The sequence below is a fragment of the Curtobacterium sp. APC 4022 genome, from assembly GCF_030407555.1.
Taxonomy (GTDB): domain Bacteria; phylum Actinomycetota; class Actinomycetes; order Actinomycetales; family Microbacteriaceae; genus Curtobacterium.
In genome coordinates this window covers 1-13,363 of record NZ_JASDDD010000023.1, presented here as the reverse complement: position 1 = coordinate 13,363, position 13,363 = coordinate 1, and the positions used below count along the sequence as shown (strand labels likewise).

The 13,363-nt window shown below is 70.3% G+C and carries 11 protein-coding genes; 10 read left to right on the top strand and 1 reads right to left on the bottom strand.

Annotated features, from left to right (window positions below; translation table 11 throughout):
- The first annotated feature begins 19 nt into the window (after positions 1–19).
- The 4 genes from QL987_RS09185 to QL987_RS09170 are packed head-to-tail and all read left to right on the top strand — an operon-like array spanning position 20 to position 5,280.
- Complete coding sequence (locus QL987_RS09185; protein ID WP_290157328.1) at positions 20–1,729, top strand: FGGY-family carbohydrate kinase; 1,710 nt, start codon at positions 20–22, stop codon at positions 1,727–1,729.
- On the top strand, positions 1,729–2,430 hold the full coding sequence (locus QL987_RS09180) for an L-ribulose-5-phosphate 4-epimerase (protein ID WP_111074761.1): 702 nt from the start codon (positions 1,729–1,731) through the stop codon (positions 2,428–2,430). The genes QL987_RS09185 and QL987_RS09180 overlap by 1 nt, the downstream gene beginning before the upstream one ends.
- Entirely contained in the window at positions 2,427–3,974 is a 1,548-nt protein-coding gene (gene araA / locus QL987_RS09175) for an L-arabinose isomerase (RefSeq protein ID WP_290157327.1), read from the top strand. Before QL987_RS09180 ends, araA begins: the two co-directional genes overlap by 4 nt.
- A gap of 28 nt (positions 3,975–4,002) precedes the next feature.
- Positions 4,003–5,280 carry a D-arabinono-1,4-lactone oxidase gene (locus tag QL987_RS09170; RefSeq protein WP_290157326.1) on the top strand — a complete coding sequence of 426 codons (1,278 nt, stop codon included), beginning with the start codon at positions 4,003–4,005 and terminating at the stop codon, positions 5,278–5,280.
- 74 nt (positions 5,281–5,354) lie between these two features.
- Here QL987_RS09170 and QL987_RS09165 read toward each other — a convergent pair whose 3' ends face one another.
- The gene (locus tag QL987_RS09165; protein ID WP_290157325.1) at positions 5,355–5,654 is read right to left on the bottom strand and encodes a lactococcin 972 family bacteriocin; all 300 of its coding nucleotides are present in this window, start codon (positions 5,652–5,654) and stop codon (positions 5,355–5,357) included.
- Between the two features lie 230 nt (positions 5,655–5,884).
- On the opposite strand from QL987_RS09165, the gene QL987_RS09160 reads away from it, so the two are divergent.
- The 6 genes from QL987_RS09160 to QL987_RS09135 all read left to right on the top strand — a co-directional run bounded on the left by QL987_RS09160 (position 5,885) and on the right by QL987_RS09135 (position 13,344).
- The gene (locus tag QL987_RS09160; RefSeq protein ID WP_290157324.1) at positions 5,885–6,439 is read left to right on the top strand and encodes a hypothetical protein; all 555 of its coding nucleotides are present in this window, start codon (positions 5,885–5,887) and stop codon (positions 6,437–6,439) included.
- Positions 6,440–7,123: 684 nt separating this feature from the next.
- Positions 7,124–7,846 carry a hypothetical protein gene (locus QL987_RS09155; protein WP_290157323.1) on the top strand — a complete coding sequence of 241 codons (723 nt, stop codon included), beginning with the start codon at positions 7,124–7,126 and terminating at the stop codon, positions 7,844–7,846.
- A gap of 185 nt (positions 7,847–8,031) precedes the next feature.
- On the top strand, positions 8,032–9,699 hold the full coding sequence (locus tag QL987_RS09150; RefSeq protein WP_290157322.1) for an ABC transporter substrate-binding protein: 1,668 nt from the start codon (positions 8,032–8,034) through the stop codon (positions 9,697–9,699).
- Positions 9,696–11,414, top strand: a complete 1,719-nt coding sequence (locus QL987_RS09145; RefSeq protein ID WP_290157321.1) for an ABC transporter ATP-binding protein — start codon at positions 9,696–9,698, stop codon at positions 11,412–11,414. Before QL987_RS09150 ends, QL987_RS09145 begins: the two co-directional genes overlap by 4 nt.
- Positions 11,411–12,349 carry an ABC transporter permease gene (locus QL987_RS09140; protein ID WP_290157320.1) on the top strand — a complete coding sequence of 313 codons (939 nt, stop codon included), beginning with the start codon at positions 11,411–11,413 and terminating at the stop codon, positions 12,347–12,349. Before QL987_RS09145 ends, QL987_RS09140 begins: the two co-directional genes overlap by 4 nt.
- Positions 12,346–13,344 (top strand): ABC transporter permease, encoded by a 999-nt coding sequence (locus QL987_RS09135; RefSeq protein ID WP_111074753.1) that lies wholly within the window; start codon positions 12,346–12,348, stop codon positions 13,342–13,344. The genes QL987_RS09140 and QL987_RS09135 overlap by 4 nt, the downstream gene beginning before the upstream one ends.
- The last annotated feature ends 19 nt before the right edge of the window (positions 13,345–13,363 follow it).

Below are 13,363 nucleotides of genomic sequence, written 5' to 3'. Positions count from 1 at the left end.
CGAGAGCAGGAGGCCCACCATGAGCGACGACCGGACCCGCGAGATCGCGGACGGCCGCACGACCCTCGGCATCGAACTCGGGTCGACCCGCATCAAGGCGTGTCTGGTGGGCGAGGACCTGACCGTCATCGCCTCCGGCAGCCACGAGTGGGAGAACGAGTTCGTCGACGGTCGCTGGACCTATCCGCTGGCAGCGGTCGAGACCGGTGTCCGCGCCGCGTACGCCGCACTGGTCGCCGACCTGCAGGCGCAGCACGGCACGGTGCCGACGACGTTCCGCGCCGTCGGGGTCTCGGCGATGATGCACGGCTACCTGCCCTTCGACGCTGACGGCGAGCTGCTCGTGCCCTTCCGCACCTGGCGCAACACCTCGACCGGCCCGGCAGCCGCGGCCCTGAGCGATGCGCTCGGCTTCAACATCCCGCTCCGCTGGTCGATCGCGCACCTGTACCAGGCCGTCCTCGACGACGAGCAGCACGTCGCGCAGACCACGGGCATCACGACGCTCGCCGGGTACGTGCACCGGGAGCTCACCGGGCAGGACGTCCTCGGTGTGGGGGACGCCTCGGGTGTGTTCCCGATCGACCCGGCCACCGGCGACTACGACGCCCGGATGCTCGACACCGCACAGGACCTCATCGGGGTCCCCGACCTCCGCGCACTCCTGCCCGAGGTCCGCGTCGCCGGCCAGGACGCCGGCCACCTGACCCCCGCGGGCGCCGCCTGGCTCGACCCCACCGGCACCCTGCAGCCCGGCGCCCCGCTCTGCCCGCCCGAGGGTGACGCCGGCACCGGCATGGTCGCCACGAACGCGGTCGCGCAGCGCACCGGCAACGTCAGCGTCGGCACGAGCATCTTCGCGATGGTCGTCCTCGAGCGCGCGCTGTCCACCCCGCACGAGGAACTCGACGTCGTCACCACCCCCGCCGGTGACGCCGTCGCGATGGTGCACTGCAACAACGGCGCCAGCGAGATCGGCAGCTGGGCGCGGGTCTTCGGCCGCTTCGCCGAGGCCGCCGGCACCCCGACCGACGCCGACACCGTGTTCCGCACCCTGCTCGACGAGGCCGCCACCGCCGACCCCGACGCCGGCGGACTGCTCGCCGTCAACTACCTGGCCGGCGAACCCGTCACCGGCGTCGAGGACGGCCGACCGCTGCTCCTCCGCGCCCCCGACGCCCGGTTCACGCTCGGCAACCTGGTCCGCGCCGAACTCATGGGCGCGTTCGCGACGCTCGCCATCGGCATGGAGGTCCTGCACGCCGAGGGCGTCGCCGTCGACCGGATGACCGCACACGGCGGACTCTTCCGGACGCCCGGCCTGCCGCAGCGCCAGCTCGCCGCCGCACTCCGCGTGCCCGTCGCGCTCGAGGCCACCGCCAGCGAGGGCGGGGCGTGGGGCATCGCCGTCCTCGCCGCCTACCTGGAGCACGCGGCCGACACCTCGCTCGCCGAGTACCTCGGCACGACCGTGTTCGGTTCGGCGGCGTCCGACGTCGTCGACCCGGACCAGCGCGACGTCGACGGCTTCACGACGTACCTCGACCGGTTCCGGGCAGCGCTGCCGATCCAGGCGATCGCGGCGGGCGCGACCACGACGCCGGGCGCGACCATGACGCCGGGCGCGACCTCGGCGGCCGGCGAGCCGACGACGGCAGCCGAGCCGGGCCTCCAGGCCGAACACGACAGCAGCGCCGACGCGCACCAGCAGGAACAGGACGTGAACTGATGACCGACGACACCACCAAGGCGGCCGTCGCCGCAGCGCGGGAGCGCGTGGCCCGACTGCACGGCGAACTCGTCCGCTACGGGCTGGTCATCTGGACCGGCGGCAACGTCTCTGAGCGCGTGCCCGGCACCGACCTGTTCGTCATCAAGCCGAGCGGTGTCGTCAGCGAGGACCTGACCCCCGAGAACCAGGTCGTCTGCACCCTCGACGGTGTGCCGGCCGAGGGCTGGGGCAACGCGCACGGTCCGTCCTCCGACACCGCCGCACACGCCTTCGTGTACCGGAACATGCCCGAGGTGAACGGTGTCGTGCACACCCACTCGACCTACGCCACCGCCTGGGCCGCCCGCGCCGAGGAGATCCCCTGCGTGATCACCGCGATGGCCGACGAGTTCGGCGGCCCGATCCCGGTCGGCCCGTTCGCGATCATCGGCGACGACTCGATCGGCCAGGGCATCGTCGCGACGCTCAAGGACCACCGGTCCCGCGCCGTGCTCATGCAGAACCACGGCGTCTTCACCATCGGCAAGGACGCGAAGGACGCCGTCAAGGCCGCCGTGATGTGCGAAGACGTCGCCCGCACGGTCCACATCGCGAAGCAGGGCGGTGACCTCGTGCCGATCGCGCCCGAGGACGTCGACCGCCTCTTCGACCGTTACCAGAACGTCTACGGACAGAACCCCGAAGGAGCCATGCGATGACGCAGGACACCCCCACCACGACGGACGCCGTCGACCCCCAGGCCACGCTCGAGCGCTACGAGGTCTGGTTCCTCACCGGCTCACAGGGCCTCTACGGCGAGGAGACCCTCCGCCAGGTCGAGGAGCAGAGCCGCGCGGTGCACGAGTCGCTCGCCGGAGCACTGCCGGTCAAGCTCGTGTGGAAGCCCGTGCTCAAGGACGCAGACGGCATCCGCCGCGCCCTCATCGAGGCCAGCGCGGACGACAACGTCATCGGTGTCACGACGTGGATGCACACGTTCAGCCCCGCCAAGATGTGGATCGGCGGTCTCAACGCGCTGACCAAGCCGCTGCTGCACCTGCACACGCAGGCGAACGTCACGCTGCCCTGGGCGGACATCGACTTCGACTTCATGAACCTCAACCAGGCCGCGCACGGCGACCGCGAGTTCGGCTACGCCCTCGCCCGCATGGGCGTCCGGCACGCCACCGCCGTCGGCCACGTGAGCGACCCGCGCGTGCAGCAGCGCGTCGCCGACTGGACCCGCGCCGCCGCCGGTGCCGCCGCGATCCGCGAGCTCAAGCTCACCCGCTTCGGCGACAACATGCGCTACGTCGCCGTCACCGAGGGCGACAAGACCGAGGCCGAGATCGAGCTCGGCGTGCAGGTCAACACCTGGGCCGTCAACGAGCTCGCCGCCGCCGTGGACGCCGCGACGGCCGACACTGCCGCCGTCGACGAGCTCGTCGCCGCGTACGAAGCGGAGTACGACGTCGACCCGTCGCTCCGTCGCGACGGTGACCGGCACGGCGCGCTCCGCGACGGTGCCGCGATCGAACTCGGACTCCGCGCCCTGCTCGCCGAGAACGGGTCCGCCGCGTTCACCACGAACTTCGAGGACCTCGGCACGCTCAAGCAGCTGCCCGGCCTGGCCGTCCAGCGACTGATGGCCGACGGGTACGGCTTCGGCGCCGAGGGCGACTGGAAGACGGCCGTCCTGGTCCGCGCGATGAACGTCGCCGGCGCCGGACTGCCCGGTGGCGCCTCCCTGATGGAGGACTACACGTACGACCTCACCCCGGGTGCCGAGAAGATCCTCGGCGCGCACATGCTCGAGGTGTCGCCGACCCTGACCTCGTCGACCCCGACGCTCGAGATCCACCCGCTCGGCATCGGCGGCAAGGACGACCCGGTGCGCCTGGTCTTCACCGCCGACGCCGGCCCCGCGGTCGTCGCCGCCCTGAGCGACACCCGCGACGGCTTCCGCCTCACCGCGAACGTCGTCGAGGTCGTCCCGCCGACCGAGGCACTGCCCAACCTGCCCGTCGGCCGTGCCGTCTGGGAGCCGCAGCCGTCGTTCCCCGTCTCGGCCGAGGCCTGGCTCAGCGCCGGCGCCGCCCACCACACCGTGATGACGACCGCCGTCGGCATCCAGGTGCTCGAGGACCTCGCCACCATGATCGGCACCGAGTTCCTGGTCATCGACGAGCACACCACGCTGCGCGGCTTCCGCGACGAGGTCCGCACGCAGCAGACCTGGCACCGGCTCGACCGGGGCTTCTGAGTCGGTCGGGAGGCCTACGATGAGCGACGTGATCGACGACGACACCACCACCGCAGCCCACACCCGCACCAACTGGGCGGGGAACGTCACCTACTCGGCGAGCCGCCTGGCGGAACCGACGAGTGTGGACGACCTCCAGCGGCTGGTCGCCTCGACCCCGCGCCTGACGGCGCTCGGGTCACGGCACTCGTTCAACACCATCGCCGACACCGACGCGGTGCAGGTGACGCTCACGGGCCTCCCGCCCGAACTCGACGTGGACTCAGACCGGCGCGTGGCACGTGTCGCCGCCGGCCTCACGCACGCCCAGGTCGCCGTCGGCCTGGAGGCCCGTGGCTGGGCCCTCGCGAACCTCGCGTCCCTGCCGCACATCTCCGTCGCCGGCGCCGTTGCGACCGGCACCCACGGTTCCGGTGTCGGCAACGCGTCGCTCGCCCAGTCGGTCGTCGGACTCGAGATCGTCCGGGCCTCCGGCGACGTCGAGGTCGTCGGCGTGGACGACCCCCGGCTCGACGCGCACCGGGTCGCCCTCGGCGCGCTCGGGGTCGTCGTCGCGGTGCACCTGGCGGTCGAACCGACCTACCGGGTCGCGCAGACCGTGCACACCGGGCTCGGCTGGGACGTCGTCGACGCGCAGTTCGAGTCGATCATGTCCGCCGGCTACAGCGTCAGCATGTTCACCGGCTACACCGACGACGGCATCCGGCAGATCTGGACCAAGCGGCGCGAGGACCGCGACGACGCCGTGATCGAACTCGCCGCCCTCGGTGCCGTGGCCGGTGCCGAACCGATCCACCCGGTGCCCGGAAGCGAGACCGCCGGTGTCACCGAACAGGGCGGCGTGCCCGGCCCCTGGCACGAGCGACTGCCGCACTTCCGGTCGTCGTTCACGCCCTCGGCGGGCGAGGAGATCCAGGCCGAGTACATGATCGACGCGAGCAACGCCGTGTCCGCGATCCAGGCGCTCCGGGGGATCGGGGACGCCATCGCCCCGGTGCTCTTCGTGTCCGAGATCCGTCGCATCGCCGCCGACGACGCCTGGCTCGCGCCGAGCTCCGGCCGTGACTCGGTCGCGTTCCACTTCACGTTCCGCCGTCAGACCGAGGACGTGGCGGTCGCGCTGCCCCTCATCGAGAACGCCCTCGCGCCGTTCGGTCCCCGCCCGCACTGGGGCAAGGTCGCGGCGGCGAGCCCGGAGCGGCTACACCAGGTCTACCCGCAGCTCGGGGCGTTCTCGGCGCTGGCGCGGGACCTCGACCCGGAGGGGCGCTTCCGCAACCCGTTCCTGGACCGCGTGCTCGGCTGAACCCGCAGTAAGCAGCCGAAGGGGGGTCCTCGGTAACCGTCACCGGCACGCTGAGGACCCCCTTTTTCGTGCCGTCAGTAGGTGTTCCAGAAGGCGGTGTTCCCGCCACCGAGATTACGCGGGAGTGAGGCGCTCGCCCACTTGTTCTTCGCTGCCACCGACTTCGCACACTGGTTGAGGAGCCCACCGTTGCACGCAGTGGCGGAGTGGTACTTCGAGGCGTGATGGTACTTGGAGTACACCTTGCTGTTGACGCCGTGATCCCACAGGCCACCCCCGACAGCAGAGGTCGCTGCTGACGCCGCGGTCGCGGGGATACCAACGATGAGAACGGCGCTCGCGGCCGCGATCGTCGCGAGTTTTGTGAATCGCACGTGATGTCCTTTCTCCAGATGTTTTCGAGGCAGTCGCCCACTGGCACTTTGACTGATTCCGCAGAGACGCGCAAGTTCGTTCTTCCGAGCTGTAACGCAAGCACCCGCGATGGTGAGAAACTATTCGCGGCATCCGCGCGTCGATTTCGTTAGAGTGCTCGTCTACGGGCTCGTGGAAGAGAGCCTGGAAGACGGGAGATCGACTGGTGCGAGGCCTTTGTGTAGGAGCGGTGCTCGTCGCGTTGCTGTCGTGCGTCGGCTGCTCAGCGACGAAAGACAGCAACAAGGTGCCGGCGGTGGTTCGCGTCGACGACGTGACTTTCAAGGGGCCCTGGGCGGCGGATTTCGCGGAGCTGTACCAGCATGCGGAGGGTGATGAAGTCCGACGCGCTCTTCAAGACGGAGTCATCTCCGCAGGTGAGTATAGGCACTTCGAGCACTCCATCGAAGAGTGCTTAGACGGTCGCGGTGTCCGCGCTCGTTTCACGCAAGGCCAGTGGCTTTACGAACGTCCTGCCGATGTACCGGACGATGATGTTGACCGGTGTCTCGAAGCCAACGGGGCAACCGTTATGACCTTACGTGATTCCATGCTGCAGAACCCTGAACACATCGATGAGAGTGAATCAATGGCGCGCTGTCTTGTTCGAGAGGGAGCGGTTGTTCCCATGTACGACGCACAAGATTACGCGAGAGAGCTGGAGAGCGGCAAATACTCATTCGACGTTGAATCAGAGGCTTTCTCAAAGTGTCTTGAGGCTCCCGTCGGCGGGTGGCAGAAGTAGTGTGTTCGTAATGGATTTCATCTTCACGTACTTGGTGCCGTTCTTGGGGATCGTCCTGATCTGCATTCTGCTCTTCGCGGGAGCGCTCGTCTGGCAGCTCCTTCTAACAGCACGGTTGCTCCGTGATCACTCGACGATCAGACTCCCGGCTAGTGACGGGTGCCCCGTCGAGCCCGAGCCTGAGCCCAGGCTCGGGTCGGGACCAGATGGGCCAGCAAGGTGACGACTTTCCGGGCTGCTCGGTGTCTGAATCTGCGGAACGACTCCGTACGGCTGCTCGGCTGAGGAGGGTCCACCGGGCTCCCGGATCGCACTTCATCACCATCCACGTCGAAGTCCATTTGTAGGACACGAGGAGCGTCAGGCCAGGGGTGTGTCGCCGAGCGGGCTCGGCTACACTGCTTCCCGAGTGCTGAACTCGGGGAACGGTGTCTTCCCCTGGCCCTCCACTCGGAGAGCGAACCGAAGCCCGGGACTGTTCGTGCAGTCCCGGGCTTCACTCGTTCGCTCCGAGCGCGGTCCGGCGGTTCCGCGCTCGACGGCCAGCCTACCGGCGTGATACACGTATTCCAGAAGGTCACCGGGGGCCCGCGGGCTGCACTTCACAGGGGATGTCAGGGCACTGCACCGCCGTTCCACCGGGTCGTCGCCGGGGCTGTCCATGTGTGGACGCAAAGGTGAAGCATGGCGAACCTGAACCGCATCCTCGACATGGCCTCGAAGGTCATCGACAAGCAACTGCAGAAGCGCTCCGGCCGGCAGCCCGTCAGTGGGCAGTGGTCCGCGCCGGCGCCGGATCGACGCCAGCAGCAGCCCCCGGTCGGTAACCACCAGGCCCGTCCCGGCGCACCGAGCGAGGCCGACCGCGTCGCGATCGCGAAGTACGACTACCTGCTGAAGACCGCCGATCCCGAGCGGCTCGAGCAGGCCCACCACGACGCGTTCGCCCGACTCACGCCGGAGCAGCGCCAGCAGGTCCTGCAGCGGCTCAACGCGGAACTTCCGCAGCACGACCGGGGGACCGATGCCTCCGCGGCAGGTCTCGCCCGGACCTCGACACGGGGCGAGACGAGCCGTCCCGGGACCATGCGCAAGGTGCTCGGCGGTGCCGCGCTCGGTGGCGGTGCCCTGGCGGTCGGCGGCCTCGCGGTCGCGGTCGCCGGCGGTGCGGTCCTGAGCGCGGCCGCGGGACCGGTGCTCGCGCAGGCGGCGGACCTCGGCGTGGACTTCGAGGGTGTCGCGGCCGGCCTCGGCGACACGGTGGGCGGCGGTCTCGGTGACCTCGGCGGCAGTGTCGAGGGCGTGGCAGCGCAGGGGGAGCAGGCGCTCGGCGGACTCGGCGAACAGGTCGGGAACCTCGGCGAGGGCTTCCAGTGGCCGGGGATCAGCGACTTCTTCGACCGCTAGGCCGTGTCCGCAAGACCCGACGGTCTCCAGATCGCGACCGCCGTTCGGGAATGGCGGGCGACGCCGACGACTTGGAGTGTTTCGTTGTGCGTCGTCCCGCACGCGCGGGATTCGGAACGGATCCGGGCGCGGTGTCAGGATGGACGCCGCCCACCCGGCACCCCCGAACAAGGAGACCCGTCGTCATGAGACGTCCGAAGCGCCTGACCATCACCGCGGCCGTCGCCGCCGCAGCGGCCCTGGTCCTCGCGGGCTGCTCGGGCGGCAACGCCTCCGACGACGCCAGTGGCGGGACGGACAAGGGCGGCACGCTCAACATCCTCACGTCGCAGACCACGTTCCACCTCGACCCCGCGACGAGCCAGAGCCTCGGCATCACCTCGATGGGCCTCGTCGCCCGTCGCCTCACCACGTGGGACGTCGAGCCGGGCAAGACCGCGAAGGTCGTCCCGGACCTCGCCACGAACACCGGTGTCGCGAGCGACGACGGCAAGACCTGGACCTACACGCTGAAGGACGGCGTCGAGTTCCAGGACGGCACGCCGATCACCACGAAGGACATCAAGTGGGGGATCGAGCGCTCGTTCGCGCCGACCCTCTCCGGTGGTCTCAGCTACCACAAGTCCCTCCTGGTGGGCGGCAGCGACTACAAGGGGCCGTTCGAGGGCAAGAGCCTCGACAGCATCGAGACCCCGAACGACAAGACCATCGTCTTCAAGCTCAACGACGCGTACGGCGACTGGCCGTGGCTCGCGTCGATGCCGGCGTTCACCCCGGTCCCCGAGGGCCAGGGCACCGACACCGGTGCGTACGACCTCAAGCCGGTGGCGTCCGGCCCGTACCAGGTGCAGTCGAACCAGCAGGGCTCGCAGGTCACCCTGGTCCGCAACAAGGCCTGGTCCGCGAAGACGGACGAGGTACGCACCGCCGGCCCCTCGAAGATCGTCTTCAAGGAGAGCCAGGACCCGTCCACGGTGACGCAGACGCTGATCGCGGACAACGGTGACGCGAAGAGCTCCTTCGGCGCGATCTACCTCGGCGCCGCCGAGCTCAACCAGGTCCGGAGCAACCCGTCCGCGCAGGACCGCCTCGCCACGTCGAAGGCCGGCCCGATCAGCTACATGGCGATCAACACGCAGCGTGGCGAACTGAAGGACCTCAAGGTCCGCCAGGCCCTGCAGTACGCGGTCGACCGCAAGTCGTTCCGCATCGCCGCGGGTGGAGCCCTCGCCGGCACCTACGCCTCGACGCTCATCACGCCGGGCATCGCCGGTCGGCAGGACTACGACCTGTACAAGACGAGCGCTACGGGTGACGTCGACAAGGCGAAGTCGCTGCTGAAGCAGGCCGGGGTCTCGAACCTCAAGCTGACGCTCGTCACGCAGAACGACCCGACGTACCTCGCGCAGGCGCAGGCACTGCAGGCCGGTCTCAAGCGCGCCGGCATCACGGTCACGCTGAAGCCCCTCGACTACGACTCGTTCACGCAGGCCACCACGAACGGCACCGACTTCGACCTGTCGCTGTCGAGCTGGCAGCCGGACTTCCCGAGCGCGAACGCCAACCTGCAGCCGCTCTACGACTCGTCGCAGATCGGTGGCGGTGGCTACAACGTCTCGAAGTACAGCAACCCGGAGGTGGACGCCCTCATCGCGAAGGCCAGCGCCACGGTCGACCAGTCCGAGGCGCAGAAGACCTGGGCGCAGGCGGACAAGACGATCATGGCCGACGCTCCGGTCGTCCCGCTGATGTACGCCAAGCAGTCGTTCCTGGCCGGGTCCGACGTCGACAACTTCCAGATCGCCGACTTCCCGGCGTACCCGAACTACCTCAAGGTCTCGCTCAAGCAGTGACCGATCCCATCCTGCAGGTCCGGGGGCTCCGCGTCGCGTTCGGCGACGCGGAGCCCGTCGTCCGTGACGTCTCCTTCGAGCTGACGCCCGGTCGTGTCCTGGCGCTCGTCGGCGAGTCCGGCTCCGGCAAGTCCGTCAGCGCGATGAGCGTGCTCGGACTCCTGCCGCCGCAGGCGCGCGTCGAGGGCAGCGCCCGGTTCCGCGGCGAGGAGCTCGTCGGCGCACCCGTCGAGGAACTGCGCCAGGTGCGCGGCGCCGGCATCGGTGTGGTGTTCCAGGAGCCGATGAACTCGTTCACGCCGGTGCTGTCGATCGGGACGCAGATCGCCGAGGCGGTCCGCGCGCACCCGACCACGCTCGACCGCGCCGGGGTGTCCGCCCGGGTCGACGAGCTGCTCCGGTCCGCCGGCATCGCCGAGCCGGCGCGGATCCGGAAGGCCTTCCCGCACGAGCTCTCGGGCGGACAGCTGCAGCGCGCGATGATCGCGATGGCCCTGGCCGGTGACCCGGTCGCGCTCATCGCGGACGAGCCGACGACGGCGCTCGACGTCACCGTGCAGGCGGGGATCCTCGACCTGCTCCGGAACCTGTGCCGCGACCGAGGGCTCGCGGTGCTGCTCATCACGCACGACATGGGCGTGGTGGCGGACGTCGCCGACGAGGTGCTCGTGATGCGTCGCGGTGACCCCGTCGAGCACGGCCAGGTCGTCGACCTGTTCGCGCGCCCGCAGACCGAGTACACGCGAGCGCTCCTCGCCGCCGTGCCCGCTCTGGAGGCGCGGCCCGCCTCCGCCTCGGACGGCGCCTCTGCCGAGACTCGCGCTGAGCGACCGGACTCGCGTCCGACGGTCCGAGCCACGTCGCCCAGCGCGAGCGGTGCGGACGACGCGGGGCGCGCCTCCCGGCCGGTGGTCGCGCGCCTGCGCGACGTCGGCGTGCGGTACTCGCGCCGCGGCGAACCGACCGTGTCGGGCATCGACCTCGAGCTGCACGCCGGCGAGACCCTGGGCCTCGTGGGGGAGTCCGGTTCGGGCAAGACCACGATCGGCCGCGCCCTGGCCGGCCTCGTCCCGGTGGTCGAGGGCACCGTGGACGTCGACGGGCAGGACCTCCGCACCGCCCGAGGCCGGCGTCTCCGTGACATCCGCAAGCGTGTCGGGATCGTGTTCCAGGACCCGGCCTCGTCGCTGAACCCGCGGCAGAGCATCGGCTGGAGCATCGCCGAGCCGCTGCTGGTGCACGAACCGAGCGCCGACCGACCGGCACGCGTCCGCGAGCTGCTCGAGGCCGTGCAGCTCGACCCGTCGTGGGCCGAGCGGTTCCCGCACCAGCTCTCTGGCGGCCAGCGGCAGCGTGTCGCCGTGGCCCGGGCGCTGGCGCTCCGGCCGGCACTGCTCATCGCCGACGAACCGACCTCGGCGCTCGACGTCACCGTGCAGGCCGCGGTGCTCGACCTGCTCCGTGACCTGCAGGACGAGTTCGGGTTCGGGTGTCTGCTCGTCAGCCACGACCTGGCCGTCGTCCGGCAGCTCGCCGACCGGGTCGCCGTGCTGCACCACGGCCGGATCGTCGAACACGGCACGACGCAGGCCGTCCTCGACGACCCGCAGGAGGACTACACACGCATGCTGCTCGCCGCCGCACCGGTCGCCGACCCGGCCCGACAGGCCGAACGCCGCCGTGCCTGGCGCGAGTGGGAAGGGGTGGTCGCATGACCGCGAACGTCGTCGACCGTCCGGTCCGTCCGACTCCGGGCTCCGGCACCGGCTTCCGCGCCGTCGTCGGACGCATCCGACGTGACCGGTGGGCCGTGACCGCCGCGGTGGTCATCGCCGTGTTCGTCGTGGTCGCCCTCGCGGCGCCGCTCATCGCGCGGATCAGCGGGCAGGACCCCTACGGGTACAACGTGGGGGCGCTCAACGACTTCGGCGCACCCCGCGGTCCCCTGGGCGGGATGAGCGCCGAGCACTGGTTCGGTGTGGAGCCCCTGACCGGGCGCGACCTCTTCGCGATCGTCACCTACGGAGCACGGACCTCGCTCGGCATCGGGCTCGCCGCGACCGTGTTCTCGCTGGTCATCGGCGTGCTCGTCGGCGTCACGACCGGCTTCTTCGGTGGCTGGTACGACCGCGTGCTCAGCCGGGTCGTCGACGTCATGTTCGGGTTCCCGTCGCTGGTGTTCATGATCGCCCTGACCGCGATCGTGCCGACGTCGTTCCCGAAGCCCGTCCTGGTCGTCCTGGTCATCGGGTTCTTCGGGTGGCCGGCGGTCGCGCGTGTGATCCGCGGCCAGACGCTGTCGCTGCGCGAGCGGAACTACGTCGTGGCCTCGACCGCGATGGGTGCCGGACGCTGGCACGTCATCCGGACCCAGCTCCTGCCGAACCTCGCCGCGACGATCACCGTCTACGCCACCATCTCGATCCCGTCGATGATCGGCGCCGAGGCCGCGCTGTCCTTCCTGGCCGTCGGCGTCACCCCGCCGACCCCCTCGTGGGGCCGCAGCATCGGCGACGCCGTCGGCTGGGTGCAGACCGACCCGATGTACCTCGTCTTCCCGGGAGCCGCCCTGTTCCTCGTCACCCTGGCGTTCAACGTGCTCGGCGACGCCCTCCGCGACGCCCTCGACCCGAGAGGAGGCAGCCGATGACCGCGCTCCGCTTCGTGCTGTTCCGGGTGCTCGGCGCCGTCGTCGTGCTGCTCGTCGTCGCCGCGATCACCTACGCCCTGTTCATGCTCCTGCCGACGAACCCGGCGCGGGCGATCTGCGACAAGCCCTGCACCCCGGACCGACTGGCGCAGGTGCAGGCGTTCCTCGGTACCGACAAGCCGTGGATCCTGCAGTTCACGGCGTACCTGGGCGGGATCTTCACCGGCCGCTCGTTCGGCAGCGGTGTCTCGGCCGTGCAGTGCGCCGCACCCTGCTTCGGCTACTCGTTCCAGCTGCACGAGAGCGTCACCACGCTCATCGTCGACCGCCTGCCCGTCACGGCGTCGATCGCGATCGGTGCGGCGCTCCTCTGGCTCGTCGCCGGTGTGCTGGGCGGGACCGCCTCGGCGCTCCGCCCGGGTTCGGCGCTCGACCGCACCGTGATGACCGTCGCGGTGGCGGGGGTGTCCTCACCCGCGTACCTGATCGGGCTGCTGTCGATCCTGCTGTTCGGCTTCGTGCTCGGGATCCTGCCCACCAGTGGGTACGTGCCGCTGACCGAGGACCCGGTCGGCTGGCTGACGCACCTGGTGCTGCCGTGGTGCGTGCTCGCGTTCATCAGCGCGGCGATCTACGCCCGACTGACCCGTGGCGAGATGCTCGAGGCGATGGGGCAGGACTTCGTCCGGACCGCCCGCGCGAAGGGCCTCCGCGAGCGCCAGGTCGTCGTGCGGCACGGGCTGCGGACGGCGATCCTGCCCGTGGTGACGCTGTTCGGGCTCGACCTCGGCACGCTGCTCGGCGGTGCGGTCATCACCGAGAAGGTGTTCTCGATGCAGGGGCTCGGCGCGCTGCTCATCGACGCGGTGCACACGCTGGACCTGCAGGTCGTCGTCGGGTTCACGGTGTTCTCGGCGTTCCTGGTCGTCACGGCGAACGTCGTCGTCGACCTGGTCTACGCCGTGGTCGACCCGCGGGTGCGCCGCCGGGCGTAGGGCGGGCCTCCCGTCCTTC

What these genes read in the sequence shown, in the direction of transcription:
- QL987_RS09185 (WP_290157328.1), top strand. Translation starts at nt 20, where the DNA reads ATGAGCGACGACCGGACCCGCGAGATCGCGGACGGCCGCACGACCCTC.
- QL987_RS09180 (WP_111074761.1), top strand. Translation starts at nt 1,729, where the DNA reads ATGACCGACGACACCACCAAGGCGGCCGTCGCCGCAGCGCGGGAGCGC.
- araA (WP_290157327.1), top strand. Translation starts at nt 2,427, where the DNA reads ATGACGCAGGACACCCCCACCACGACGGACGCCGTCGACCCCCAGGCC.
- QL987_RS09155 (WP_290157323.1), top strand. Translation starts at nt 7,124, where the DNA reads ATGGCGAACCTGAACCGCATCCTCGACATGGCCTCGAAGGTCATCGAC.
- QL987_RS09150 (WP_290157322.1), top strand. Translation starts at nt 8,032, where the DNA reads ATGAGACGTCCGAAGCGCCTGACCATCACCGCGGCCGTCGCCGCCGCA.
- QL987_RS09140 (WP_290157320.1), top strand. Translation starts at nt 11,411, where the DNA reads ATGACCGCGAACGTCGTCGACCGTCCGGTCCGTCCGACTCCGGGCTCC.
- QL987_RS09135 (WP_111074753.1), top strand. Translation starts at nt 12,346, where the DNA reads ATGACCGCGCTCCGCTTCGTGCTGTTCCGGGTGCTCGGCGCCGTCGTC.